This window comes from Sphingopyxis sp. H115 (assembly GCF_001468465.1).
In the GTDB taxonomy this organism is placed as follows: domain Bacteria; phylum Pseudomonadota; class Alphaproteobacteria; order Sphingomonadales; family Sphingomonadaceae; genus Sphingopyxis.
Genome location: NZ_LNSA01000028.1, coordinates 18,232 through 45,054, shown reverse-complemented (window position 1 = coordinate 45,054; position 26,823 = coordinate 18,232). Strand labels below are relative to the sequence as shown.

Below are 26,823 nucleotides of genomic sequence, written 5' to 3'. Positions count from 1 at the left end.
GCCGAAGGGAAATCTCCTCTCGCTCGCCGGGTCAGATATGCCGGCTGTCATAGGCCCATTGCAGCAGCGCCTGGCGCTGTTTCGGTCGGCAAAAGGGATCGCCGGGCTCGCAATGCTTCCGTATCTGCGCGGCGTGGCGGCGGAACGCGCGCCACCGCGCGATCTGGCGGCGATCTTCGTCGGGCATCCGCCGTCCCGAATAATAGCGGCAATACCATTGAAACCAGCCACGCGGATCGTCGGGGTGTATCCATCCCTTTTCGATCCAGACGTGCAATGGAACGCTGGCGCGCACACCGAAATAGTTGAGGCTGCAGTCGGGACGCTCGGGCGCGAGTTTGGCATCCTGGAACCAACTCGCAGGAAATTCGTCGGTGCAGTCGGTCATATATTTGCCGCAGAAGACTCCCAGGCAGAGCATTTCCGCCGGGGTCAGTTCGGGCGCGAAATCGGGATCGAACGCCTGCCCCATCGGGGCGGTGCGCGTATAGCGATAATCCCGCTGCATACGGTCGTTCACGATCACGGTCGAATTGTTCATGCAAGGAAACTAGCGTTTTCGGAGCCGTCTGCAACGGCAGGTGAAAATTGATCCATGTTAGGGCGCATCATGTTGCTGTCGCCTAACCATCCTTACCGATGCCGACCTCACGACCCGGGAAGGCGGAGGGCTTCCTCTTGCGTAGCCATATTCAAGAGGGTCGGAGGGTCCTGTCGCGAGGCGGGGCCCTTCTTCGTTTTGTCGTCCGGTCGCCCCTCGCGTGTCGCAAATACGAGGCAGGCAAGCGCGGCCCCAAGCAACCCGCACCGCCGACGTGTCATGGCCGAATAAACCGCTTGCCAAGCAAGCGCTACAAATGTAGCACGCTACAAATGTAGCGCACGAGGTGATTCGATGCTGTCCAGTTTGCCGCCGCGGGAACGCGAAATCGTCGACATCCTTTATGAACGTGGCGCCTCGACGGTGACCGAGATCGGCGAGGCACTGTCCGATGCGCTTTCGGGATCGGCGATCCGCGCGATGCTGAAGCGACTCGAGGCTAAGGGCTTTGTTGCGCGCGAAGCATCTGAACGCGGTTTCGTCTATGCGCCGAGCGTGTCGGACAAGACCGCGCGCAAGTCGGCGCTGAGCCAGGTCGTGCGCGTCTTTTTCAACGGATCGGCGACGAGCGCCGCCGCCGCGCTGCTCGGTATGCAGGACGAAATGACAGGTGCTGAACTCGATGAGCTCGAAAAGCTGATCGAACAGGCGCGTGAGGGGAGGAGTCAGTGATGGGCGGGACGATGATGACGACGGCGGTCCTGATCGGGCTGGCCTGGAAATCGATGCTGATCGCCGGACTGACGCTGGGGCTGCTGCGCCTCGTGCGCAAACGGTCGGCGGGCGAGCGGTCGCTGGTCGCGCATATTGGGCTGCTGGCGCTGTTGGCTCTGCCCGTCGCCAGCCTGCTCCTGCCGCAGTGGCAGCCACTGCCAGCGAGCTGGGCGGCCGAGGCCGTGCCGGCGACGATCGCAAGCAGGATTGCCGACCGGGCAGGGCCGGCGATGCAGGCGACCCCGGCCGATGCGTCCCGCACCGAAAGGAAGGAGGCTGCGGGGGCGGCTCCGGCCATGTTTCCGGCGGTCTCCGACATCGCCATCCTTGTATACGCCTTCCCCCTTGCGTTGCTGTTCGGAGTGATGCTGCTTGCGGTCGTGCGCCTGTTCGCGATGCGCGGCCGGGCCGAGGTGCTGGTCGAAGGATCGTGGCTGTCGGCGCTGGCCGAGGCGCAGCGCCGCATGGGGTTCAAACATGGCACCGCGCTGCTGGTCAGCAATGAACTGCGCTCGCCAATCAGCTGGGGCGTGCTGCGCCCGACGATCGTACTGAGCCCGAAAGCGGTTCAGGCGGTCGGCGAAGCCGAGGCGATCATTGCGCATGAACTTGCGCATGTCGCGCGGCTCGACTGGGCGAAGCTGCTCGCGTCGCGGGTTGCCTGCGCGCTATTCTGGTTCAACCCGCTGGTGTGGATGCTCGCGCGCGAGAGCCACCAGTTGCGCGAGGAAGCCGCCGACGATGCGGTGCTGTTGGCGGATATCGACGGTCCCGACTATGCGACGCTGCTTGTCGGCGCGGCGCGGCATGACAATCAGGCGGTGCTGCTCGCCGCACACGGCGTTGCGCCAGGCAAGAGCAGTCTGAAGCGCCGGATTACCCGTGTCCTCGATGGCAGCCTGAAGCGCGGACCCGCGTCCGCGAGCTGGGTCCTGATGAGCCTGGTCATCGTCGCGGGCTTTACCGCGCCGCTGGCCGCCTTTTCGGCCACGGCGAAGCCGATCGCCGAGGCGGAAGCGCACGCGGTCGCATCTCCGGCCGGAAAAAGCGCCATCGCGACGTCGCGGTCGGTGGCCGCTACCACCGCCGAAAGCACGGCGGTAGCTGCCTCTCCGTCGAAACCGCTGAGCGCCGAGGACCTTGTAAGCATGCGCGCGGTCGGCGTAACTCCCGAATATGTCGCGCAGATGCGCGAGCATGGCGGCGCGTCGATGACCGCCGACGAGATCATCGGCGCCAAGGCGGCGGGGGTCGACCCTGCCTATATCAATACGATGCGCGGTATCTTCCCGGGGGTCGATATCGACGAGTTGGTCGGGGCGTCGGCGCTCCACATCGAACCCGCCTATGCTCGTGAGATGAAGCGCCATTTCCCCGATCTCGACATCGACGATGTCGTCGCGCTGCGGGCGATGGGGGTCGACTCCGCCTTCGTCACCGACATGCAAAAGGCCGGGGTGAAGATGCGCAGCGCTGACGATGCGATCGAGCTGCGCGCCACGGGGGGCTGGATGGCGACGAAGGATGGCAGGGGCGCGAAGGGGCCAAAGAGCGCAACTATCAGCTTTGGCCCTGGCGGAGCGATCGAGGCGCGGGGGGCTGACGGCCGGGTCGCACGGGTTGAATTTCCCGAACCGCCAGCCCCGCCGGCGCCGCCCGGGAGTTGACGCCGGGCCACTGGCCCAAAGCTACGTTCCATTAATCGAACAATCGTTGGGAATTGCCGCGGTCGCGGCGAGCGATGGCGCTCGCCCGGCGCGCGAAGGGAGGAGTGCCGCCATGAAAATCATTATCGCCGCATCGAGTCTGGCTCTTTTGTCCGCACTGGGCGGCGCCGCGCCGGAGCAGCCGGCGACGGCACCCGGTTCCGACGAGGCCGCGCACATGCGGGACATCGGCTGGGAGGTCAGACCCGATGGTGGAGACGAAGGCCAGCCGCGACTGCAATTGCGCCACAAATCGTCGAACAGCGACATGTCGCTTGACGCCGAGCTTGGCGGGCAGCGACCCGAGTTCACCGCAGTGCGCGATGCGCTGGGCGCGGCGGGCCCGGTGCGTTTTACCGTCCGGCACGCGGCGGGGACGCTCGATTGCAGCGGCGAAGCGGCGCGCGCCTTCGAAGGCAGGGGCCGGTGCCGCTTTGTCCCCGACGCCGGGTTTGCGCACGCGCTCGCCCAACGCGGAGTGGCGCCCGAATCGATGGCCGAGCAATTGAGCATGGTGATCGTCGACGCAACGGTTGCGCTGGCCGACGGGCTGATTGCCGAGGGCGTGCGGCCCAAAGAGGCAGACGACCTGATCGCCGCAGCGGCGCTCGGCGTGACGGGCGAATATGTCCGCGAGATCAAATCCGAAGCGATCGTGCTGACCGATATAGACGACGCGATCGCGTGCAAGGCGCTGGGTGTCGACGGGGCCTATGTGCGCGGACTGACCGCGGCGGGATACCGGAAGCTGAGCGCCGACGATGTCGTCGGCATGAAGGCGATGGGGGTCACGGGGGAATATGCGCAGGCGATGAACCGCGCGGTCGGGGGGAATGCGAATTGATGCGTCCGGTCAGTCTTGCGGCGCTGTCGGCGGCGCTTTCTTTCACGCCAGCGGCGGCGCAAGAGGCGCCCCTGTCTGGCGACACCCCGCCGCCCGCCGCGACCGAGGTTCCGGCAGGCGGGCCGAGCAGCGTTGCGCGGCAGGTCTACGCGCCCGCTGACTTCGCGCGCTACGCCCCGCGCAACGCTTATGACATGCTGACCCAGGTCCCCGGTTTCCAGATCCGCGACAATGAGCAATTGCGCGGGCTGGGGCAGGCGACGGGCAATGTGCTGTTCAACGGCGAGCGGCCGTCGAACAAGGCCGACGATATGTACACGCAATTGTCGCGCATTCCTGCGGGCAATGTCGAGCGGATCGAGATTGTCGACGGCGCGACGCTCGATATCCCCGGCCTGTCGGGGCAGGTTGCCAATATCGTTTATAGCGCCGATGCTTTTTCGGGGCAATTTTCGTGGAAGCCGGAATTTCGCGCGCATTACACCGACCCGCTCTTGACGCGTGCCGACGTGTCGATGCGCGGGCGGCGCGGCGATGTCGAATATGAGGCAGCGCTGAGCAACGATGATTCGGCGCGCAGCGGCGCGGGTGGGCCTACACTGATCTATGACGGCACGGGCAATATCACCGAGCGTCGCAACGATATCTGGAATACGCATTACGATACGCCGAAGCTGTCGGGACGCATCACCTGGGACCCTGCGGGCGATACGGTGGCGAACCTCGGCGGCCATTATCAGCGCAAATATGACCGCTATTATGAGGATGGCACGCGGACGGGGCCCGGATTTTCCGATCGCCTCCGTACCGTGCGCGAAAATGCTGACAGCTGGAATTACGAAGTCAGCGGCGATTATCAGTTCGCCCTGGGGCCAGGGAAGCTCAAGCTGATCGGGCTGCGTCGGTTCAGTCACGAGCCCTATGCCCAGGAAATCGTCACGACACCCGACGACGGGACGCCCGCGACGGGCGACCGTTTCGTACAGACGGGCAACATCGGCGAGACGATCGCGCGCGGCGAATATCAGTGGAAGATGTTCGGCGGCGACTGGCAGCTGTCGGGGGAGGGCGCGTTTAATACGCTGGACAATGTCGCCTCGATCGCGGTGCTCGATGAGGATGGGGTGTTCGTGACCGAGCCGTTCGACGGCGGCACGGGCGGTGTCAGCGAGGACCGGTACGAGGGGCTGCTGAGTTTCGGCCGCAAGCTCACCGACAGGCTCAATGTTCAGATCATAGCGGGCGCCGAGCATTCGACGATCACCCAGACGGGCGTAAACGGCCTGACGCGCAGCTTTTTCCGGCCCAAGGGGTCGGTCTCACTCGCCTGGACGCCATCGGCCGATTTCGACGTGTCGGTGAAGCTGCGCCGCCGCGTGCTGCAACTATCCTTTTACGACTTTCTCGCGCGCGCCTTCCTCAACGACGGCAACCAGAATGAGAGCAACAACGACCTTCGGCCGCAGCAGGACTGGACCTATGAGGCGGAGATCAACAGGAAGTTTGGTGCCTGGGGTTCGACCAAGATCGTCCTGATCTATCGCGACGTCGAGGACCGCGTCGATGTCATCCCGATCGGGACCAATGGCGAAGCGGTGGGCAATATTGCGAAGGCCAAGGCCGGCGCGATCGACTGGACCGCGACGATCAACCTCGATCCGGCGGGGATCAAGGGCATGCGGCTCGAACCCCGGCTGCTGCTTCAGAAAAGCTCGCTGCGCGACCCCTTCACCGGTGAGAAAAGGCAGTGGAGCGGCTTCACCGACACGGTGATCAGCCTTGGCCTGCGCCACGATATCCCGGGCACCGACTGGGCGTGGGGCGGCGACGCCGAATATGCGCATTACCAGCCCAATTATCGCCGCAACCAGGTCGACAAGGTTTGGGAGGGGCCGGTGTGGGCGTCGGTTTTCGTCGAGCACAAGAATGTTGGGGGGATGACCGTCCGCGCGTCGGTCCGCAACATCGCCAACGCCCGTTCGAAACGCGACCGCACCGTCTATGGCGGGGTGCGCGGCGAAAGCCCCGTCAGCTTCGTCGAGGCGCGCGACAGGTTGATCGGGCCGATCTTCTCCTTTTCGGTGCGCGGAAAGTTCTGACCAGCTAGGCTGGTCGGATGACCGCCCGCCGGACCAAAATCTATTTCGACGGCGGCTGCCGGCCTAATCCGGGCGCGATGGAAATCGCGGTGGTTGCGGGCGGCGCGATTGAGATTGATCGCGACGTGGGTGTGGGAAGCAGCATGGATGCCGAATGGCTGGCGCTGATCGCCGCACTGCGGCTGGCGCGGAGGCGGGGGCTGGCCGACTTCGTCCTGCTCGGCGATGCGGCAGCGGTCGTGCATCAGGCGACTGGTGCGGTGCGCGCGCGCGGCGACGCGGCGCGGCATCTCGCGACCTTCCGTGCGCTTGCGGAGGACGGCCCGGTTCCGCGCATTCGTCATATCAAGCGGACACAGAACCTCGCCGGGATTGCGCTGGCGCGGGCGGGAGAGGTCAGGAAATAGCGGTCGGCGGTTGAAAAGCGGGATCATCACTTGTTAAGCGCGCTACGCCTATCCTCTGGATGACACGACGGAAGACCAGCACGTTGAAACCGACCTATCCCTTGCCCGTTCATCACAGTTGGGCGCTTTATGAGCGCGAGCGCCATTTCGCCTTGGGCCAAGTGCATGGCTATGACACGCTCGACTGGGTACCGGAGATGGCGATTGCGGCGGAAAGGCTCGAGCGTCCGGGCGTCTGGGAATGCGATCTGTCGGATAACAGCCTAACATGGTCCGACGAGGTCTATGACATCTTCGGCATCCCGAGAGGGGCAGCGGTGATGCGCGACGAAGCGGTCGCGCTCTATGTCGAGGAATCGCGCGCGGCGATGGAGAAATTGCGCGCCTATGCGATCCGCCACCGGCGCGGATTCACGATCGACGTCGAAATCCGGCCCGCGACGGCGGAGCCGCGGTGGATGCGTTTGATCGCGGCGCCGCTTTGCGTCGGGGACGAGGTGGTCCGGCTTCAGGGATTGAAGTTCGTCGTTCCCCGGCGCGACTGAAGCCGCAGGCACGAGGCTGTCGGTGAACCGTGCGACAACGGCGCCCGTCGGAGCCCGATTTTCGTTCGGGCCTGAGAAACCAACGGTCTGCACCGCCACCGGTTGACGCTCCCGAAGCTTGATTACAAGCGAAAGGTCACGGGCGTTGCGCGGCCAGCCGCACGCGCGCCCCATTCCCCCTGACCGAAAGTTCCTATCCTCTATGAAATTCTTCAATCGGTTCACATCGGCCGCGTATGACATGGCCATCGACCTGGGAACCGTGAACACCGTCGTCTATGTGCGCGACAAGGGGATCGTGCTGAACGAGCCTTCGGTCGTTGCACTCGAAACGCGCGACGGCGTGCGGCGGGTCAAGGTCGTCGGCAACGAGGCCAAGCCGATGATGGGCAAGACTCCGAACAATATCCAGGCGATCCGACCGCTGCGCGACGGGGTGATCGCCGACATCGATGTCGCCGAGCAGATGATCAAGCATTTCATCGACAAGGCGTTGGGCGGCCCGAGCCGGTTGCGCCAGCGCAGCAATGTCGTCGTGTGCGTGCCGTCGGGATCGACGATGGTCGAACGCCGTGCGATCCGCGATGCTGCGTCGAATGCGGGCGCCGTATCGGTCCAATTGATCGAGGAATCGCTCGCGGCCGCGATCGGCGCGGGGTTGCAGGTGACGCAACCAACGGGGGCGATGGTCGTCGATATCGGCGGCGGGACGACCGAGGTCGCGATCCTATCGCTGGGTGGTATCGCCTACAGCAATTCGGTGCGGGTCGGCGGCGACAAGATGGACGACATGATTTCCTCCTACATCCGCCGCAAGCATAATCTGATGATCGGCGAAATGACCGCCGAGCGCGTCAAGCTGGCGATCGGATGCGCGACGCCGCCCGACGGCGAAGGCATCGTGATGGGCGTGAAGGGGCGCGATCTCGTCAACGGCCGTCCGTCCGAAGTCCGCGTGTCCGAAGCCGAGATCGCCGACGCGCTGGCCGAGCCGGTCGGACAGATCGTCGCTGCGGTGCGCGCCGCGCTCGAGCAGACGCCGCCCGAATTGTCGGCCGACATCATCGATTATGGTATCATGCTCACGGGCGGCGGCGCGCTGCTGCGGCGGATGGACGTCGCGATCGCCGAGGCGACGGGGCTTCATGTCCGGGTCGCCGACGAAGCGCTGATCTGCGTCGCGATGGGTGCGGGGCTGGCGTTCGAGGATCGCGCCTACCACGGCGTCCTGCTTGCCGCTTGATCGCGTAGGTCAGGCGTAGGCGTCGATCGCGGCGAGGTGTTTCGCCTTCTCAGCGTCGTTCAGGAACGAGCCGGTGAAGCTGTTGCGCGCAAGCGTAATCAGATCGTCTTTCGACAGGTCGAGTGCGTCGGCGACGGCAAGGTAATTGGCGTTCACATAGCCGCCGAAATAGCTGGGATCGTCGCTGTTTACCGTCGCGCGGAGGCCGGCGACGAGCATTGTTCGTAGTGGGTGCGCGTCGATGGCATCGACGACACAGAGCTTGAGGTTCGAGAGCGGGCAGACCGTGAGCGTCATGCCCTCGGCCGCGAGGCGAGCCACGAGCGCGGGGTCTTCGAGGCTGCGGTTCCCATGGTCGATGCGATCGACCTTGAGCAGATCGAGCGCTTCATGGACATAGGCGGGCGGACCTTCCTCGCCCGCATGCGCGACGAGCTTGAGCCCGAGGGTACGCGCGCGCGCGAAGACGCGTTCGAATTTTGCGGGTGGGTGGCCGACTTCGGACGAATCGAGGCCGACTCCGTCGATGCGGTCGAGATATGGCAAGGCCGCGTCGAGCGTCTTTTCGGCGTCGGCTTCGCTGAGGTGGCGGAGGAAGCACATGATAAGTTTCGAGGTCATGCCATAGCGCGCCCGCGCATCGTCGAGCGCGCGAGTGATGCCGGCGATGATGGTCGCGAAGGCGACGCCGCGTTCGGTATGTCCTTGTGGGTCAAAGAAGATTTCGACGTGGCGGACCGCGTCGGTATGCGCGCGCACCAGATAGGCGGCGGTGAGGTCGTGGAAATCCTGTTCGGTGTGGAGAACGCCCATGCCCTGATAATAGATGTCGAGGAAATCCTGAAGGTTCGAGAAAGCGTAGGCAGCGCGTACCTCGTCAACGCTGGCGAAGGGGATGGCGACATTGTTGCGCTGCGCCAGTTCGAACATCAGTTCGGGTTCGAGCGAACCTTCGATATGCAGATGCAGTTCAGCCTTGGGCAGGCCTGCGATGAAGGCGGCGCGTTCTTCGGTCGATACGAATGCTTCAGCCATGGGACGCCTCCTCTTCGCGCAGGATGATCGCCGCTTCGGGCTTATGCTGCCGGATTTCCTCGATCGTCAGCCCGTCGACCTCGTGCGGGAAGATCAGCCATTGGTCGGTTTCGTGGACGAAGAAATCGGGACGAAGGTCGGTGACGTTGCGGTCGGGCTTGAACCAGACGGTCGCGATGCGAACATCGCGCGGCATATTGTGGCGACAACGTGCCTTGAGTTCGGCGATGAAGGCCCGGATGCTGCGGCCCGAATCAAAGACGTCGTCGATGATCAGCAAGCGGTCTTCGGGGTTCAGCGTATCGATCAGATAGCCCAATGCGAAGACTTTGACGTGTGCGTCCTGCTGGTCGATGCCATGGTAGGACGAGGTGCGGATGGCGATGTGGTCGCAGTGGTGGCCGTGGTAATCGAGCAGTTCCTGTACCGCTATGCCGACCGGCGCGCCGCCGCGCCAGATGCCGACGAGATGCGTCGGTTTGAAGCCGCTGTCCAGAACCTGCATCCCGAGGCGGAAGGAGTCGGCGAGCAGATCGTTCGCGCTGATGAAGATTTTGGCGTCGCTCATGCCATCCGGAGTAATCCTGCGGGCGGAGCGCCGCAAGATGTGGCGGTTTCGGGGTCGGAGGACGGACGTTCGCTTTCGGCTCTTTTCGCAAATAAAAAGGGCGGCCCAAAGCCGCCCTTTTCCGTTTTGCGGATTATCCCGCCGATCAGTCTTGATGCGGCTGGATATTCACCGCCGCGAACTTGCCGCGGTCGTCGACTTCGATGTCGAACGCGACGCGGTCGCCTTCGTCGAGGCCGGTCATGCCGGCACGCTGCACCGCGCTGATGTGCACGAAGGCGTCGGCCTGCCCATCGTCACGCGCGATAAAGCCGAAGCCCTTCGTCGTGTTGAAGAATTTGACGGTACCCGAGGTACGCTCGCCCGTCAGCTGGCGACGGCCGCGCGCGCCGCCGGCGCCGCCCGGGCCGCGATCGTCGCGACGCGGTGCGGATTCCTCGATCGGCATCGGTTCGCCTTCGATCTTGAGATCGATGGCCGACACCTTGCCGTTGCGTTCGACAAGTGTGAAGCCGAGCGGCTGGCCCGAGGCAAGGCCTTGGAGCCCGGCCTGTTCGACCGCGCTGATGTGGACGAACACATCCTCGCCGCCGTCGTCGCGTGCGACGAAGCCGAAGCCCTTCGACGGATTGAAGAATTTCACCGTGCCCTGACCTTCGCCAACGACCTGCGCCGGCATGCCGCCGCCACGACCGCCGCCGAAGCCACCACGGTCACCGCCGCCGAAGCCGCCGCCGCGATCACCACCGCCGAAGCCGCCGCGGTCCCCACCGCCGAAGCCGCCGCGATCGCGGTCGCCGAAGCCGCCGCGTCCGCCGCCGTAACTGTCGCCACCATAGGGCGCCGGTTCAAAGCTGTCGAAATTGCCGAAATCGTCGCGCTTACCGCGCCCCCGCTGGCCGCGGCGATCCTTGTTGAAACTCATTGTCTAATAGTCGCTTTCGGTTCGTCCATCACCCATTCGATCGGCGCCTTGCGCCGGACGGGGACGCAGTTCACCATGGGCACAGACTCGCCCCGTGCCGCTAACGGCGCAATATATAGCCTATATCGACGCGCTCTGCGAACAGAAAATTCAACCTCGCGAAGCCGTGTAACATACGTTTTGCCGGGGGGCGGCCGCGGGTAGGCGACGCGTGCAAAAACCAGTCATTGAGCGGCACGGCGGCTTGGCCTAAGGCGAAGCGCATGACTGTCTATTTCCATGAAGAAGATTTGCCTGAGGGCGTGCTTGGCCCGGGCGCCGTCGCTGTCGATACCGAGACCATGGGCCTCAATCCATTGCGCGACCGGCTGTGCCTCGTCCAGATCAGCGACGGGTCAGGCGACGAGCATCTCGTCCGCTTCAAGGCGGGCAGCGCCTATGACGCGCCGGTGCTGAAAGCGATATTGACCGATCCCGCGCGGCTGAAGCTGTTCCACTTTGCGCGGTTCGACATTGCGGCGCTGCAACAGGCGCTTGGCGTCGTCACCGCGCCCGTCTATTGCACCAAGATCGCCTCGAAGCTGATCCGCACCTATACCGACCGCCACGGCCTCAAGGAATTGGTGCGCGAACTGCTGGGGCAGGAGGTATCAAAGCAGCAGCAGTCGAGCGATTGGGGCGCCGCCGAACTGTCCGACGCGCAGCGCGACTATGCGGCGAGCGACGTCCGCTTCCTCCACGCGATGAAAGAGATTCTCGACCTGCGGCTCGCGCGCGAAGGCCGCACCAGCCTTGCACAGGCCTGTTTCGACTTCCTGCCGACGCGCGCCGCGCTCGATCTGGCCGGCTGGCCCGAAGCCGACATTTTCGCGCATAGTTGAGCCCCTGGAAGGTAGACGGATGTCCGAACGCGCCGATCTTGACCGCACGATGCGCCGCATGTGGGCGGCGAGCGGCTCGAGCCACGACAAGGTCGTGCGCATCCTGCGTTTCGGCCTGCCGCTGGTGATCGGGGTCGTCGCGGCGGTGCTGGTTTTTTCGCCCTTTACCCAGCGCACAGAGATCAGCTTCCTGCTCGCCAAGGACAAGGTCGATATGGCGAGCGAACGGATGAAGGTGACGCGCGCCGAATATCGCGGCCAAGATGCAAAGGGGCAGCCCTTTGCCCTGCTCGCGGGCAGCGCGGTGCAAAAAAGCTCGGCCGAACCGATCGTGCGGATGACCGACCTGTCGGGCGCGATCCGTCTCGACGACGGGCCGGCAACGATCGTTGCGCGTGACAGCGCCTATAATATGGATACCGAAAAGGTTGCGGTGCCGGGGCTGGTGCAGGTCAAAAGCGCCGGCGGGTACCGGATCGACGCGAGCAATGTCGCGGTCGACCTGAAGACGCGGACGCTGGTCGGCACCGGCGGCGTCGACGGCGCGCTCAACATCGGCCCCTTCTCGGCCAACCGCCTGTCCGCCGACCTCGACAAGCGGATCGTGCGCCTCGAGGGCAATGCGCGGCTCAGGATCAATCAGGGAGTGCTCAAATGAACCGGCTCTGGACGATGAAGAGCATGGCGCTCGCGGGGACAGGCTTTGTCCTGACCAGCCTCGCGATCCTGTCGGCGGGCAGCGGCGACAGCGCCCGGGCGCAGGCGCTCGCGAATCACAACAGCAATGCCCCGGTCGATTTCGCCGCGAACAGCATCGAGGTGCAGGATCGCGCCGACCGCGTCGTCATCTCGGGCAATGTCCGCGTGACGCAGGCGGGCATGACCTTGACCGCGGCGCGGATGACGGTCGCCTACACGCGCGCTGGCGGCACCGACGTCAACCGGCTCGACGCAACGGGCGGCGTCGTCGTGACCAAGGGCGACGAACGCGCGTCGGGCAACGTCGCCATATACGACCTCGATCGGCGGCTGATCACGATGGTCGGCAATGTCGAGCTTCGCCAGCGCGGCAACCAGCTGCGCGGCGGGCGCATGGTGATCGACCTCAACAGCGGCCGCGCGACGGTCGACGGGCGCGGCGCGGCGCGCGGACCCGACGGCAATCCGGTGCAGGGCGGCACCGGCGGCCGCGTGACCGGCACTTTCACGGTACCGGAAAGAAAGCAGTAACCAGCGCGCTTTACCGGACTGCAACCACGCGCCTTCACCATGGCGCGGGGACCAGATCCACTTGCGGTGCCGGGGGGCGACGCCGCACATAGAAAGCGAGCCCCCATGCGCTTTTCCCCCATCGTCCCGCCCCGGCGTCCGTTGTTCGGCCGTCGTCAGGAGCCGCCCGAGGCGATCGTGCCGACCCCGACATCCGAGGAACGGCGGCTGATCGATCGCATCATCGCGCGCGCGGGGTACCGCCACTCGCGCTAGGGTCCTGACCCTAGGCCCTCGACCCCAGACATTGGCGGAATGGGTTTGGCGTCCTACATGGGGCGTCCATGCCTCCCGATACCTCCACCTCAGCCGAGACCAATCGCGAACCGCCCGTCCTTGCGACGCTGAGGCGCTTCCTTCCCTATCTGTGGCCCGCGGGGCAGCGCGAGGCGAAGCTGCGTATCGTCCTTGCCGGGCTAATTGTGCTGGCGTCGAAGGGTGTGCAGCTGTCGATGGGCTTCCTCTATGGCGCCGCGATCGACCGCATGGCGCCGGGGATGGAAGAGGGCGTCGCGCTCGCGATCGGGCTAGTGCTCGCTTACGCCGGCGCGCGCTTTGCCGGGGTGCTGTTCGACAATTTGCGCAATGTCGTGTTCGAGCGCGTCGGGCAGGATGCGACGCGCGAACTCGCGATTACGACCTTCAGCCACCTTCATGCGCTGAGCCTGCGCTTCCACCTTGCGCGGCGGACGGGCGAAGTGACAAAGGTGATCGAGCGCGGCACGAAGAGCATCGACACGATGCTCTATTTCCTGCTGTTCAACATCGCGCCGACGGTGATCGAACTCGCGGCGGTGCTGATCATCTTCTGGACCAAGTTCAGTTTCGGCCTGGCGAGCGCGACCGCGCTGATGGTGGTCGTCTATATCATCTTCACGCGCAAGGTGACCGACTGGCGCAACGCGCTGCGCACCCGGATGAACGACCTCGACACGCTGACGATCGGGCGCAGCGTCGACAGCCTCTTGAACTACGAAACGGTCAAATATTTCGGCGCCGAGGAGCGCGAGGAAGCGCGCTATCGCGACGTCGCCGATCAATATGCGCGCGCCGCGGTGAAGAGCGAGAACAGCCTCGCGTGGCTCAACATCGGGCAGAGCCTGATCACCAACGCCGCGCTCGCGGGGGCGATGGCCTATACGGTGTGGGGCTGGTCGGTCGGCGAGTTTAAGGTCGGCGACGTCGTGCTGGTGAATACGCTGCTCGCGCAGCTGTTCCGTCCGCTCGACATGCTCGGCATGGTCTATCGCGTGATCCGGCAGGGGCTGATCGATATGGAGGCGATGTTCCGCCTGATCGACACGCCGCCCGAGATTTCGGACGCGCCGGGCGCCGCACCCTTGGCGGTGAGCGGCGGCGCGGTGGCGTTCGAGAATGTGGTGTTCGGCTACGAACCAGACCGCACGATCCTTAACGGCGTGAGCTTCGCGATCGGCGCGGGCGAGACGCTGGCCATCGTCGGCCCTTCGGGCGCGGGCAAGTCGACGATCGCGCGGCTGCTGTTCCGCTTCTACGATCCGCAGGGGGGACGCATCCTGATCGATCGTCAGGATATATCGCAGGTCACGCAAAACAGCCTGCGCGCCGAAATCGGGATCGTTCCGCAGGATACGGTGCTGTTCAACGACAGTATCGGCTATAATATTGCTTATGGCCGCGAAGGCGCGACCGCCGTGGAGATTGCGGCAGCGGCCGAAGGCGCGGCGATCGACAGCTTCATTGCATTGCTGCCGCAAGGCTATGACACCGAGGTCGGCGAACGCGGGCTCAAGCTGTCGGGCGGTGAGAAACAACGTGTGGCGATCGCACGCACCCTGCTCAAGAATCCGCCGCTGCTGATCCTCGATGAAGCGACGAGCGCGCTCGACAGTCGTACCGAAGCGGCGATCCAGGACACGCTCGACCGTATCGCGGCGCGGCGCACGACGCTGGTGATAGCGCACCGCCTGTCGACGGTGACGGGTGCCGACCGCATCATCGTGCTGGAAAAGGGCCGTGTTGCCGAAACGGGGACGCACGACCAGTTGCTCGCCATGCGCGGGCTGTACGCCGATATGTGGGCGCGGCAGCAGGCGGAGCGCGACGAGGGCACCGTCGAGGCCTGACCATGCGCCAGCCCCGGCGTTTACATTTTTGTAAGTGATTTCCACCAATTGGACCTCCGGGGACCCGCCCGCATCACGGGCGGATGTTCGACGCGAAAGGTGGGTTTCTTGATCAGGCTGGCGATGTGTATCGCGATCGACCACGATCCGTGGCTCGTGGCGCTGGCGGTTGCGATCTGCGGCATCGGCGCCTTTGCGATCGTCCAGATGTTCGAGCGCGCGCGCGACGCTGATCGCAAGCAAGGAATTGCGTGGGCCTTCCTTGTCGCCGTTGCCGCCAGCGCGACGATCTGGTGCACCCATTTTGTCGCGATGCTCGCGTTCGAGGCGAAGGCGCCGGTGACGCTCGACCCGGTGCTGACCATTGCATCGCTGATGGTCGCGATGGTTGGCTCCTTCATCGGTTTCGCCGTCGCCGCATGGGGCAAGAAGGACATTTTCGGAGCGGTCGGCGGCGCGCTGTTCGGCGCGGCGATTGCGGCGATGCATTTCACCGGCATGACCGCGTACCGCGTCGACGGGATCGTTGCATGGGACGGCCATTATATCGCCGCCGCGGTGGCGAGCGGCATGGCCTTTGCCGCAGCCGCGCTGACGGCGCTCCGCACGAGCAAGGCCGTGCGCTACCGCGTTCCGATCGCGACCCTGCTGATCGTTCTCGCGATCGCTTCGCTCCATTTCCTCGCGATGACCGCGATGCGGATCACCCCTATGGCGCTCGACGCGACGCCGCTGCGCCCGTCCGAATTTAATGCGCTCGCGCTCGCGACGGTGCTCGTCGGCGGGATCGTGATCGCGGCGGGCGTGTTTGCGGCGATGCTCGATCGCCAGACGCGGTCAGAAGCGATGCGCGAATTGACGCGGATGGCGATGAACGACGCGCTGACCGGGCTGCCCAACCGCACGGCCTTTCGCGCCGAACTATCGCGGCAGATCGGCGCGGCGCTGGTAAGCGGCGAGCGCGTCGGCCTGTGCGCGATCGATCTCGACCGGTTCAAGGAAATCAACGATGTCCACGGCCACAAGGCGGGCGACGAGGTGCTCGCGCGGATTGCGCAGCGGTTGCGCGACACGCTGGGGCATAATGAATTCGTCGCGCGCCTTGGCGGCGACGAGTTCGTCGCGCTGATGCGCTTTACCGACCGCACGCAGCTGGTGGCGTTCGCCGCGCGACTCGACGCCGAGCTCAAGACGACACTCGTCTTTCCCGATTTCGAGGCGCGGCTGGGCGCGAGCATCGGCGTTGCGGTTTTTCCCGACGATGCCGCGACCGCCGAAATGCTGGCGAACAACGCCGACCTTGCGATGTATCGCGCCAAAGCCGACGCCGCGACCGCGCCCTGTCATTACGACTGGCAGCTCGACGAGGCGATCCGCGACCAGCGCGAGCTGGCCACCGACCTGCGCGCGGCGATCGACCGCGACCAGCTCGACGTCCATTACCAGGTCCAGACCTCGGTCACGACGGGCGAGGTTACCGGATACGAGGCGCTGTTGCGCTGGACCCACCCGGTGCGCGGGTCGATCCCGCCGGCGGTGTTCATCCCGCTCGCCGAGGCGAATGGCTTCATCCTCGCGCTCGGCGAATGGGTGATGCGGCGCGCGTGCGGCGATGCGGCGGGCTGGCCGCACAAGTCGAAGGTCGCGGTCAATGTCTCGCCGCTCCAGCTGGCGCATGTCGACCTGCCGCGGCTGTTCCACCAGATCTTGCTCGACACGGGGCTGCCGCCGCGGCGGCTCGAGATCGAACTGACCGAAACCGCGATCATCGCCGACCGCGAGCGCGCGCTGCATGTGCTGCGGCAGATCAAGGCGCTCGGCGTTGGGGTCGCGCTCGACGATTTCGGCACCGGCTATTCTTCGCTCGAGACGTTGCGCGCCTTTCCGTTCGACAAGATCAAGCTCGACCGCTTTTTTGCTGCCGAGCTGGAGGGCAATATCCAGTCTACCGCGATCCTGCGCGCGGTGCTCGCGCTTGGCAAGAGCCTGTCGATCCCGATCCTCGCCGAGGGGATCGAGACGGCGGAACAGCTTGACGTGCTACGCCGCGAGGGCTGCGACGAGGCGCAGGGTTTCCTGATCGGCCGGCCGGGACGCGCGGTAGCCCGCGGCAGCGAGGGCGACGATGCGCGGGTCCATGCCGCCTGATACGCGATACTGACGCGGGGCTTGATCCACCCCGACTTCGCTCGATGCTAAGGAAAAAAGGACTGGAATAGTCGAGACTGGGCTTCCCCCGCCGGGTCAATATTTCTATCGCCCATTCCAATGTCCGCCGACGCGCTCCTCCCGCTGCTCAAATCCACCTTCGGTTTCGACCATTTTCGCGGCCGCCAAGGCGATGTCGTCGGTCGCGTGATGGCGGGCGAGCGGACGCTCGCGGTAATGCCGACGGGGGCGGGCAAGTCGCTGACCTATCAATTGCCCGCGGTCGCGCTGGACGGCTGCGTCGTTGTCGTGTCGCCGCTGATCGCGCTGATGCACGACCAGCTGCGCGGCGCGCGCGCAGCGGGGATTCGCGCCGCGTCGCTGACCAGCGTCGATGCCGATTTCGCCGACACGCGGCAGGCGTATCGCGACGGCCAGCTCGACCTCCTCTACATCGCGCCCGAGCGTGCGACGGGCGAGGGCTTCCGCTCGCTCATGGAAGCGCGCACGCCCGCGCTGTTCGCGATCGACGAGGCGCATTGCGTTTCGGAATGGGGACATGATTTCCGGCCCGATTACCGGCTTCTGCGTCCGTTGCTCGACGCCTTTCCCGCGGTGCCGAGGCTTGCGTTGACCGCAACGGCGGACAGACACACGCGCGAGGATATCCTCGTCCAGCTCGGCATTCCCGCCGAAGGACTTGTGCTCGCCGGGTTCGACCGGCCCAATATCCGCTATCGCGTAACGCCGCGCGTGAGCCCGGCGAAACAGCTCACCGACTTCATCGCCGCCAACCCGGGACCCGGCATCGTCTATTGCCCGACACGCGACGGGACCGAGCGGATGGCGGCGAAGCTCGCAGCGGCGACGGGACGCGGCGTTGCCGCCTATCACGCCGGGCTCGATCCCGAACGGCGCGCGCAGGTGCAGCATGATTTCGTCGCGTCGGAGGACGGCATTGTCACCGCGACGGTCGCCTTCGGCATGGGGATCGACAAGCCCGACGTGCGCTTCGTCGCGCACGCCGGCCTCCCGAAATCGATCGAGAGCTATTATCAGGAAACCGGGCGCGCGGGGCGCGATGGCGACCCCGCCGAGGCGCTGATGCTGTGGGGCGCCGAGGATTTCGCGCGCGCGCGGATGCGGCTCGGCGAGTTGCCCGAAACGCGGCTTGCCGGCGAGCGGGCGCGGCTCAATTCGCTCGCCGCGCTGGTCGAGACGGTCGAATGCCGCCGCGCGCTGCTGCTCCGCCATTTCGGCGAGAGTCCGCCCGAACGCTGCGGAAATTGCGACAATTGCCTCGATCCACCGCGCCAAGTCGACGCCACCGTACTGGCCCAGAAACTGCTCTCGGCGGTCTATCGCACGGGCCAAAGCTATGGCGCGGGTCATGTCGAGGCGGTGCTGACCGGGCGAAGCGACGAGCGGATCGCGAGCCGCGGGCACGACAAGCTGTCGGTGTTCGGGATCGTCGCGGGCGAGGAGGCGCGGCTGATCAAACCGCTCGTCCGCACGCTCGTCGCGCGCGAGGCGCTCGAGACGACCGAACATGGCGGGCTGATGTTCGGCCCCGCGGGGCGCGCGGTGATGAAGGGCGAGACCCCGGTGCTGATGGCGGAGCCGCCGGTGAAGCGGACGCAAAGAGCTTCGCGGGCTGATCGGGCCGCTGCGAACCCGGTCGGCGATCCGCTGTTCGACGCGCTGCGCGCGATGCGGCGCGAACTGGCGGCTGAAGCGAATGTGCCGCCCTATGTAATCTTCCACGACGCAGTGCTGCGCGCGATGGCGAGCGAGCGGCCCGCGACGCGGAGCGCGCTTGCCGACATTCCGGGCGTCGGCGGCAAGAAGCTCGACGCGTGGGGCGACGCGTTTTTGAACGTCATCCGGCAATATTGACGGCTAGCGATCGTTGCTTCCCTAAAGCCCCTCGCTGTCAGGGGGTGATCTATTCAATCGTCAACTAACCACCCCGAAGTCGACGCCTTCAAAAGGCTTTTCCTACATTATCCGGCTGTGTCGAGCCTCCGGCTCGGCTCTTTCGATATGGGGACAAATGCTGCTGCTGCCCGGTCTGTAGACGCGGGTAAAAACCCGCTCGGCATGTACGTCAAAAGCGAAAAATGGGGAGGCGCATAAGGCTGACCATTCCTGAGCTTTGGCATGCGTAACCGGTTCATGCGTCGCCCGCGTCGTGGACCCAGCCTGCGGAACCGGCGGCGGCCATTGCTAACCCAAGCCGACCGGCAGAGCCTATACTGCGGTGCTCTGCCGCTTGATCAGCCGCGCGGGCAATATGCGCTGCTCGACGGGGCGGTTCTCGATCCGGCTGAGCAGCGCGTCGACGAGCAGGGGGCCGGCGCCCTTCAAATCCTGCATCACCGTGGTCAGCGTCGGTGAGGTCAGGCTGGCGGCAGGGATGTCGTCGAATCCGATGATCGCGACGTCGTGAGGCATGCGAAGCCCGACTTCCGCGAGCGCGCGCATCGCGCCGATCGCGATCAGGTCGCTCGCCGCGAAGATCGCATCGAAGGGCTGGCCGCTCGCGAGCAGCGCGTTCGCGGCAGCATAGCCCGAATCTTCGGTCGATACCGCATCGCGCTGGAGCGCGGGGTCGGGCTCCATCCCCGCGGCGCGCATCGCGCGGCACAGCCCGTCATACCGGTCCTGAAATTCGGGGGCATGGTCCGACGCATCACCGAGGAACGCGATCCTCGTCCGTCCGATCTCGACGAGATGCGCGCCGGCCTGTTCGCCCGCGCCGACATTGTCCGACCCGACCGTCAGCCCGATGCCTTCTTCCGACACCGACCCCCAGCGAACGAACTTGGTCCCCATTTCGACCAGATGTTCGAGCTTGGAGAGATAAAGCTGATAATCGCCATAGCCGAGCAGGATGATCCCGTCGGACCGGTGGCTGTCCTGATAGGCGACGTGCCAGTCGTTATGCATCTGCTGAAAGCTGATCAGCAGGTCATAGCCGCGCCGCGCGCATTCCCGCGTGATCGACCCCAGCATCGACAGGAAGAAGGGGTTGATCATCGATTCGTCGGGGGTCGGGTCCTCGAAAAAGAGCAGCGCGAGCGTGTGCGTGCGTTGCGACCGCAGGCTCGAAGCATTCTTGTCGACGGTATAGTTGAGTTCGCGCGCGATACGTTCGATGTTGGCGCGCGTCGCGGCGCTCACCGACTTGCTGCCGCGCAGCGCACGCGACACCGTGGGCTGCGAGACGCCCGCCAGATAGGCGATGTCGAAACTCGTCGGCTTGGCCGAGGGCTGGCGCCCCATGTCTCTCTCCCTCGCGCACCGGCTTGTCGATCGCCGTCGCAACCATCGGAGATTAGCGATTGGTCCGGTCGATGCCAACTATTTGAACCGCGGCGCGCGCCGCGGTTTTGGGTGCCGAAAGTGATGCATTTGTGCGACAGTCCGCCGGGCTGCATATTATGCGTATACGTATACCCTATGGCGGCGCGGCGGGATTGGTTTCAATTGCGAGGCTCAAGATGGGAAAGCCCACTTGTCGGAGAGGAACCTGACGGACGCGCCGCGTCCCCCGCTCCCGACGGTGGTCGATATCGCCCGTCCGTGCCAGGGGAGCCACATATGACCATGCCGACCAATTTTCGCTCCAATTGTCGCCGGGGTGCCAGCGCCATCGCGCTCGGCCTCGCCTTGACCGTCTTCGTGCCCGGTGCCGCAATGGCGCAGGATGCCGGCATGGCGCCCGCCGACGAAGCCCCCGCTGAAGAAGAGATCGTCGTCAGCGGCATCCGCGGCGCGATCAACAATTCGGTGCAGGCGAAAAAGGCGAATACGTCGATCGTCGAGGTCGTTTCGGCCGAAGACATCGGCAAGCTGCCCGACCTGTCGATCGCCGAATCGCTGTCGCGCCTGCCGGGCCTTGCGACGCAGCGCCTCGATGGCCGCGCCAATGTCGTGTCGATCCGCGGCCTTGCGCCCGATTTCACGACGACGCTGCTCAACGGCCGCGAACAGGTTTCGGCGAATAACAACCGCGGCGTCGAACTCGACCAATATCCGTCGGAGCTCTTGAACGGCGCGGTCGTCTACAAGACCCCTGACGCATCGCTGATCGGACAGGCGCTCGGCGGCACGATCGACATGCGCACGGTGCGTCCGCTCGCCTATGGCAAGCGCGCCATCGCCGCTGGGGCGCGCTTCGAGATCAACGACCTTGGCAAGCTCAATCCCGACATTTCGAACAAGGGCTATCGCGCCAACATCTCCTACATCGACCAGAATGCCGACGGCACGCTCGGCTGGGCGATCGGCTATGCACGCATGCAGTCGCCGACCGCCGAAGAACGCTTCAACGCCTGGGGCTATCCCGAGGCGACCGACGGCACCAACACCGCCTTCATCATCGGCGGAGCCAAACCCTATGTGAAGTCGAACGAGCTGAAGCGCGACGGCGTGATGGCGGTCGTCGAATGGGAACCGAGCGACAAGTTCCACACGACGATCGACGGCTATTGGTCGAAGTTCAAGGACGAGCAGCGGCTGCGCGGTATCGAATTCCCGCTTTTCTGGGGCAATTCGACGCTTCAGCCAGGCTTCACGATCGAGAATGGTCTAGTCACCAAGGGCGTTTGGACCGGCACCGAGGCGGTGATGCGCAACGACGTCGTCCATCGCAACTCGACGATCATCGCGGGCGGGTGGAATGCGCAATTCAAGCCCAATGAGAAGCTGACGCTCGAGCTCGATCTCGGCTATTCGCGGATCAAGAAGACTGAGGAAAATCTGGAAATCTATCTCGGTACCGGGCGCGGGCAGGGCGTCGGTGCGCGCGAAACCGCGCTGGGCTTTGAAATGCGTCCCAACGGCGGCATCATGTTCGACCCGTCGCTCGACTATTCCGATCCCAATCTGTTTGTGATCACCGATCCGCAGGGCTGGAACAGCTGCGGCGGCGCGGTGCCCAATTGCCAGGACGGCTTCGTCAACACGCCGCGGATCAAGGACGAGCTGAAATCGCTGCGCGTCCAGGCGACGCAGGACCTCGACGGCGTGCTCAGCAGTGTGCGCGTCGGGGCAAATTATTCCGACCGCAAGAAGAGCCTCGACGACCGCGGTTTCGTGCTCACCAGCGAAAATTATCCGGCGAATACCGCGGTGCCCGCCGACTATCTCTACGATCCGGTGTCGCTCAACTTCATCGGCATCCCCGGCATGGTCGCATTCGACAGCTGGCGTTATTATAACGACGGCAATTATACGCTGACCGACGGCGCCGGCTTCGATCCCGCGCGCGTGTTCAACGACTATACGATCCGCGAAAAGGTGCTGACCGGATTCGCCCAGGCGAATTTCGACGCCGATGCGGGCAGCACGCCGGTTCGCGGCAATGTCGGCGTACAGGTCGTCCACTCGGACCAGACGGGATCGAGCTTCTATGCGCAGGTCGTCGGCGGCGTGACCCAGTCGACGCCGATCACCGACGGCGACACCTATACCGATATCCTGCCCAGCCTGAACCTGTCAGTCGAATTCGCCGACAACGCCTTCCTGCGCTTCGGTGCCGCGCGCGTGCTGGCGCGCGCGCGCATGGACCAGCTGAAGCCCGGGGGCGGCGTCAATTTCGACACGTCGAAGCGCAACAACACCGACGTCAACGCCTCGCCCTGGTCGCTCGACCTTGGCAACGCGAAGCTGCGTCCGCTGATGGCCGACACGATCGACGTCGGGCTCGAGAAATATTTCGGGCAGGGCGGCTATGTGTCGATTGGCGGCTTTTACAAATATCTCGAAAATTACATCTATCGCCAGGTCAATCCGTTCGACTTCTCGGACTTCGAGGTTCCCGATGGCGGCACGGTCGGCACGCGCGCCGGGCTCAGCAGGCAATGGCTGAACGGCAACGCCGGGCGCGTCTATGGCGCCGAAGCCTCCTTCTCGCTGCCTTTCGCCAATTTCACCCAGTCGCTCGACGGTTTCGGCGTGCTCGGCAGCGCGTCCTATACCAAGAGCCGCGTGCGCGAAGGCGGCGACACCGTGATTTCGATGCCCGGCCTGTCGAAATGGGTCATCAATGGTACCGCCTACTTCGAAAAGGACGGATTCCAAGTGCGTGCGTCGGGCCGCTATCGCTCGAAGTTTCTCGCCGAGGTTTCGACGATCAGCCTCGCGCGCGACATGTTCATGGCGAAGAGCGAGTTCGTCGTCGACGCGCAGGTCGGATACACCTTCCAGAGCGGCGCGCTCGAAGGGCTTGGTATCCTGCTGCAGGCGTCGAACCTGACCAACGAGCCGTTCGTCACCTATTACAACAACGACCCGCGCCAAATCCGCGACTATCAGAATTATGGTCGCAACTTCATGGCCGGCATCACTTACAAGTTCTGACGGGATGCGCGGGCCGGGCGATACGTCTGGCCCGCGTCCCGGAGGAGAGGGAAGGAACAGGGTGGGCGAGCGCCGCATCACGAAGGTCGTCATCGTCGGCGGCGGAACCGCGGGCTGGATGACCGCCGCGGCGCTGTCGCGAACGATGGACAATCTGTCGATCCACCTGGTCGAAAGCGACGAGATCGGCACCGTCGGGGTCGGGGAGGCGACGATCCCCGCGATCCGCCTGTTCAACGCGCTGATCGGCATCGACGAGAATGAGTTTATTCGCGAAACCGGCGGGACGTTCAAACTCGGCATCCAGTTTCACGATTGGGGCCGGATCGGGGACGTCTATATGCACGCCTTCGGCCAGATCGGCCGCAGCCTCGGCATGCTGCCGTTCCAGCAATATTGGCTTCGCGGCCGGAACGAGGGCGTCGCGGGCCGGCTCGGCGATTATTCGCTGAACGAAACCGCCGGGCGGCAGAACCGCTTTGCACGGCTGCCGCAGATCCCGAACACCAGCCTCGACGGCATCGCCTACGCCTTTCATTTCGATGCCGCGCTTTATGTCGCCTATCTGCGCAAGGTCGCCGAAGCCGCGGGCGTTGTGCGCACCGAAGGCAAGATCGTCAGCGTTCGCAAGGACGGCGAACGCGGCCATGTCGAAGCGGTCGTGTTGGAAGATGGCACGGCGATCGAAGGCGAGCTTTTCATCGACTGCTCGGGCTTTCGCGCGCTGCTGATCGAGGAGGCGCTCGAAACGGGCTTCGAGGACTGGACGCACTGGCTGCCGTGCGACCGCGCGATCGCGGTGCCGAGCGAAAATGCCGGCCCGGCGCGGCCCTATACGCAGGCAATCGCGCATAAGGCCGGCTGGCAATGGCGCATCCCGCTCCAGCACCGCACCGGCAACGGCCATGTCTTTTGCAGTGACTTCATCAGCGAGGACGAGGCGACCGCGACGCTGCTCGCCAATGTCGAAGGCCGCCCGCTCGCCGAGCCGCGCACGCTCCGCTTCCGCACTGGAATGCGCAGTCGGGCGTGGAACGCCAATGTCGTCGCGCTCGGCCTTGCTTCGGGTTTTCTCGAGCCGCTCGAATCGACGAGCATCCACCTGATCCAGAACGGCATCGCCAAGCTGATCGCGCATTTTCCGGGTCGCGATTTCGACGCCGCCAATATCGATGCCTATAATCGGCGCATCCGCTTCGATTACGAGCGCATCCGCGACTTCGTCATCCTCCACTATCACGCCAACCAGCGTAGCGACTCGCCCTTCTGGGTTCGCTGCCGCGAGATGGGCGTTCCCGAGACGCTGGCGGCCAAGATCGAGCTATTCCGCTCGCAGGGACAGATCGTCCGCGAGGGCGAAGAGCTGTTCGTCGAGATCGGCTGGTTCCAGGTGCTGACGGGCCAGAATATAGTGCCTTGCGGGTATCACCCGATGGCCGACGCGCTGACAAGCGACGAGTTGGCGGGCTTTTTCGACGATATCGAGACGATCGTCGCGCGCACCGCGTCGCGGCTCCCGTTCCACGAAGAATATATAGCGCAGCATTGCGCGGCAGGGGTGCCCGCATGAGCCTTTTCGCATCGATGGTCGCGCTGAGCCTAGCGGGCGCCGCACCTGCCGCCGATTACCGCGCGCGGCCGCCCGAGGAGGAGGTCATCTATTTCGTGCTTCCGGACCGCTTCGAGAATGGCGATCCCGAAAACGATAAGGGCGGGCTGGCGGGTGGCCGGCTCCAGACGGGCTATGATCCGACCGCCAAGGGCTTTTTCCACGGCGGCGACCTTGCCGGCCTCACCAAGCGGCTCGATTATATCGAGGGTGTGGGCGCGACAGCGATCTGGTTCGCGCCGATCTTCAAGAACAAGCCGGTGCAGGGGCCGAAGGGCGAAGAGAGCGCAGGCTATCACGGTTATTGGGTGACTGACTTCACGCAGGTCGACCCGCATTTCGGCACCAATGCCGAGTTCAAGGCCTTCGTCGACGCGGCGCATGCGCGCAGCATGAAAGTCTATATGGACATCATCGCCAATCACACCGCCGATGTCATTACTTACAAGGAAGATGCGGCCGGAGGGTTCCGGTACCGCAGCCTCGCCGACTATCCCTTCTCGCGGCGCGGCGGGGTGAAGGGCGCGCCGATCAATCCGGGTTTCGCCGGCGATCATGTCGCCGATGCCGGGAACTGGCAGAAGCTGACCGACCCGGCGTTCGCCTACACGCCCGTCGTGCCGAAGGGCGAGGAGCGGTTGAAAGTGCCTGCCTGGCTCAACGACCCCATCTATTACCACAACCGCGGCAATAGCGACTGGGTCGGCGAGTCCGCGCTTTACGGCGACTTCTCCGGGCTCGACGACCTCGCAACCGAAGATCCGCGCGTTGTGCAGGGCTTTATCGATATCTACGGCCGCTGGATCGACGAGTTTGGGATCGACGGCTTTCGCATCGACACCGCCAAGCATGTGAATCCCGAATTCTGGCAGGCGTTCGTTCCCGCGATGCTGGCGCGTGCGAAGGCGCGCGGCATCCCCAATTTCCACATCTTCGGCGAAGTCTATGTCGACGCCGTCGATCCGGGTGCGCTCGCCTGGTACACGCATGCGGCGGGGCTACCTGCGGTGCTCGACTTCGGCTTTGCGCGCGCCGCGATCGATGCGGCGAGCGGGACGAAGGGCACCGGCGATTTCGCAAGGCTGTTCGACGGCGACACGCTCTACAAGGGCGGGGCAGGCACGGCGCTCGGCCTTCCGACCTTCCTCGGCAATCACGACATGGGCCGTTTCGCGATGTTCGTGAAAGCGGCGAACCCCGAGGCCAGCGAGGCCGAACTGCTCCAGCGCGTGAGGCTCGGCCATGCGATGCTCCTGACGCTGCGCGGGGTGCCGACGATCTATTATGGCGACGAGCAGGGGTTCGTCTCCGACGACAAGGACCAGCTCACGCGTGAGGACATGTTCGCGTCGCAAGTCGACGCCTATAACGACAACGACCTGATCGGAAGCGACGCGACGACGGCGGCCGCGAATTTCGACACCGCGCATCCGCTCTATCGCCATATCGCCGCGCTGTCCGAAATCCGGCGGAACACCCCGGCGCTGACCCGCGGCAAGACGAAGGTCCGTGCCTTCTCCGAAAAGCCCGGCCTGCTCGCGGTGTCGCGCTTCGATCCCGATAGCGGGCGCGAGGTGTTGCTCGCCTTCAACACGTCGGCGGCGCCGCTCGCGGGGAATATTGCCATCGATATGAAAAGCGCGGGTTTTACCGCGCTCCTCGGCGACTGCCCCACGGCCCCTGCCGCACCGGGTAGCCTCCACCTGTCCCTCCCCGCCTTCGGCACGATCATCTGCCGGGCCAGCGAATAAGCGAAAG

The 26,823-nt window shown here is 64.8% G+C and carries 22 protein-coding genes; 17 read left to right on the top strand and 5 right to left on the bottom strand.

Going from position 1 to position 26,823, the window contains the following annotated elements; genetic code table 11:
• Positions 1-31: 31 nt before the first annotated feature.
• Complete coding sequence (locus tag ATE71_RS17085) at positions 32-541, bottom strand: hypothetical protein (RefSeq protein ID WP_058804519.1); 510 nt, start codon at positions 539-541, stop codon at positions 32-34.
• A gap of 354 nt (positions 542-895) precedes the next feature.
• On the opposite strand from ATE71_RS17085, the gene ATE71_RS17080 reads away from it, so the two are divergent.
• The 7 genes from ATE71_RS17080 to ATE71_RS17050 all read left to right on the top strand — a co-directional run bounded on the left by ATE71_RS17080 (position 896) and on the right by ATE71_RS17050 (position 8,159).
• Positions 896-1,273 carry a BlaI/MecI/CopY family transcriptional regulator gene (locus tag ATE71_RS17080; protein ID WP_058804517.1) on the top strand — a complete coding sequence of 126 codons (378 nt, stop codon included), beginning with the start codon at positions 896-898 and terminating at the stop codon, positions 1,271-1,273.
• Positions 1,273-2,982, top strand: coding sequence for a M56 family metallopeptidase (locus ATE71_RS17075; protein ID WP_058804515.1), 1,710 nt, complete (start codon positions 1,273-1,275; stop codon positions 2,980-2,982). Before ATE71_RS17080 ends, ATE71_RS17075 begins: the two co-directional genes overlap by 1 nt.
• 112 nt (positions 2,983-3,094) lie before the next feature.
• Positions 3,095-3,865, top strand: a complete 771-nt coding sequence (locus tag ATE71_RS17070; protein ID WP_152998819.1) for a hypothetical protein — start codon at positions 3,095-3,097, stop codon at positions 3,863-3,865.
• The gene (locus ATE71_RS17065) at positions 3,865-5,964 is read left to right on the top strand and encodes a TonB-dependent receptor plug domain-containing protein (RefSeq protein ID WP_058804512.1); all 2,100 of its coding nucleotides are present in this window, start codon (positions 3,865-3,867) and stop codon (positions 5,962-5,964) included. The genes ATE71_RS17070 and ATE71_RS17065 overlap by 1 nt, the downstream gene beginning before the upstream one ends.
• A 17-nt stretch (positions 5,965-5,981) precedes the next feature.
• Positions 5,982-6,371, top strand: coding sequence for a reverse transcriptase-like protein (locus ATE71_RS17060; RefSeq protein ID WP_058804510.1), 390 nt, complete (start codon positions 5,982-5,984; stop codon positions 6,369-6,371).
• A gap of 59 nt (positions 6,372-6,430) precedes the next feature.
• Positions 6,431-6,916 (top strand): hypothetical protein, encoded by a 486-nt coding sequence (locus ATE71_RS17055; protein ID WP_235588060.1) that lies wholly within the window; start codon positions 6,431-6,433, stop codon positions 6,914-6,916.
• A 202-nt stretch (positions 6,917-7,118) separates the two neighbouring features.
• Entirely contained in the window at positions 7,119-8,159 is a 1,041-nt protein-coding gene (locus ATE71_RS17050; RefSeq protein ID WP_058804506.1) for a rod shape-determining protein, read from the top strand.
• A 9-nt stretch (positions 8,160-8,168) separates the two neighbouring features.
• On the opposite strand, the gene ATE71_RS17045 is transcribed toward ATE71_RS17050, so the two are convergent.
• From ATE71_RS17045 to ATE71_RS23105, 3 genes are all read right to left on the bottom strand, one after another.
• Positions 8,169-9,194, bottom strand: coding sequence for an adenosine deaminase (locus ATE71_RS17045; RefSeq protein ID WP_058804504.1), 1,026 nt, complete (start codon positions 9,192-9,194; stop codon positions 8,169-8,171).
• A complete protein-coding gene (locus ATE71_RS17040; RefSeq protein WP_058804502.1) occupies positions 9,187-9,762 on the bottom strand; it encodes a phosphoribosyltransferase in 576 nt (191 codons plus the stop codon). The genes ATE71_RS17045 and ATE71_RS17040 overlap by 8 nt, the downstream gene beginning before the upstream one ends.
• Positions 9,763-9,907: 145 nt before the next feature.
• On the bottom strand, positions 9,908-10,687 hold the full coding sequence (locus ATE71_RS23105) for a cold-shock protein (protein WP_058804500.1): 780 nt from the start codon (positions 10,685-10,687) through the stop codon (positions 9,908-9,910).
• Between the two features lie 263 nt (positions 10,688-10,950).
• Here ATE71_RS23105 and ATE71_RS17030 point away from each other — a divergent pair, with 263 nt between their 5' ends.
• The 7 genes from ATE71_RS17030 (at position 10,951) to recQ (ending at position 18,986) form a co-directional block, all read left to right on the top strand.
• Positions 10,951-11,568 (top strand): ribonuclease D, encoded by a 618-nt coding sequence (locus ATE71_RS17030; RefSeq protein WP_058804499.1) that lies wholly within the window; start codon positions 10,951-10,953, stop codon positions 11,566-11,568.
• A gap of 19 nt (positions 11,569-11,587) precedes the next feature.
• Positions 11,588-12,226, top strand: a complete 639-nt coding sequence (locus ATE71_RS17025) for a hypothetical protein (RefSeq protein ID WP_058804497.1) — start codon at positions 11,588-11,590, stop codon at positions 12,224-12,226.
• The gene (locus ATE71_RS17020) at positions 12,223-12,798 is read left to right on the top strand and encodes an LptA/OstA family protein (RefSeq protein ID WP_058804495.1); all 576 of its coding nucleotides are present in this window, start codon (positions 12,223-12,225) and stop codon (positions 12,796-12,798) included. The genes ATE71_RS17025 and ATE71_RS17020 overlap by 4 nt, the downstream gene beginning before the upstream one ends.
• Positions 12,799-12,903: 105 nt before the next feature.
• Complete coding sequence (locus ATE71_RS22585) at positions 12,904-13,053, top strand: hypothetical protein (RefSeq protein WP_160328061.1); 150 nt, start codon at positions 12,904-12,906, stop codon at positions 13,051-13,053.
• 68 nt (positions 13,054-13,121) lie between these two features.
• Positions 13,122-14,942 (top strand): ABCB family ABC transporter ATP-binding protein/permease, encoded by a 1,821-nt coding sequence (locus tag ATE71_RS17015; protein ID WP_058804493.1) that lies wholly within the window; start codon positions 13,122-13,124, stop codon positions 14,940-14,942.
• A 108-nt stretch (positions 14,943-15,050) separates the two neighbouring features.
• On the top strand, positions 15,051-17,090 hold the full coding sequence (locus ATE71_RS17010; RefSeq protein ID WP_235588059.1) for a putative bifunctional diguanylate cyclase/phosphodiesterase: 2,040 nt from the start codon (positions 15,051-15,053) through the stop codon (positions 17,088-17,090).
• A 120-nt stretch (positions 17,091-17,210) separates the two neighbouring features.
• On the top strand, positions 17,211-18,986 hold the full coding sequence (gene recQ, locus ATE71_RS17005) for a DNA helicase RecQ (RefSeq protein ID WP_058804492.1): 1,776 nt from the start codon (positions 17,211-17,213) through the stop codon (positions 18,984-18,986).
• Between the two features lie 354 nt (positions 18,987-19,340).
• On the opposite strand, the gene ATE71_RS17000 is transcribed toward recQ, so the two are convergent.
• The gene (locus tag ATE71_RS17000; RefSeq protein WP_058804491.1) at positions 19,341-20,375 is read right to left on the bottom strand and encodes a LacI family DNA-binding transcriptional regulator; all 1,035 of its coding nucleotides are present in this window, start codon (positions 20,373-20,375) and stop codon (positions 19,341-19,343) included.
• A gap of 318 nt (positions 20,376-20,693) precedes the next feature.
• Here ATE71_RS17000 and ATE71_RS16995 point away from each other — a divergent pair, with 318 nt between their 5' ends.
• The 3 genes from ATE71_RS16995 (at position 20,694) to ATE71_RS16985 (ending at position 26,816) form a co-directional block, all read left to right on the top strand.
• Positions 20,694-23,456 (top strand): TonB-dependent receptor, encoded by a 2,763-nt coding sequence (locus tag ATE71_RS16995; protein ID WP_201022973.1) that lies wholly within the window; start codon positions 20,694-20,696, stop codon positions 23,454-23,456.
• 61 nt (positions 23,457-23,517) lie between these two features.
• The gene (locus ATE71_RS16990) at positions 23,518-25,026 is read left to right on the top strand and encodes a tryptophan halogenase family protein (RefSeq protein ID WP_321164287.1); all 1,509 of its coding nucleotides are present in this window, start codon (positions 23,518-23,520) and stop codon (positions 25,024-25,026) included.
• Positions 25,023-26,816, top strand: a complete 1,794-nt coding sequence (locus ATE71_RS16985; RefSeq protein ID WP_201022972.1) for an alpha-amylase family glycosyl hydrolase — start codon at positions 25,023-25,025, stop codon at positions 26,814-26,816. The genes ATE71_RS16990 and ATE71_RS16985 overlap by 4 nt, the downstream gene beginning before the upstream one ends.
• Positions 26,817-26,823 lie beyond the last annotated feature (7 nt).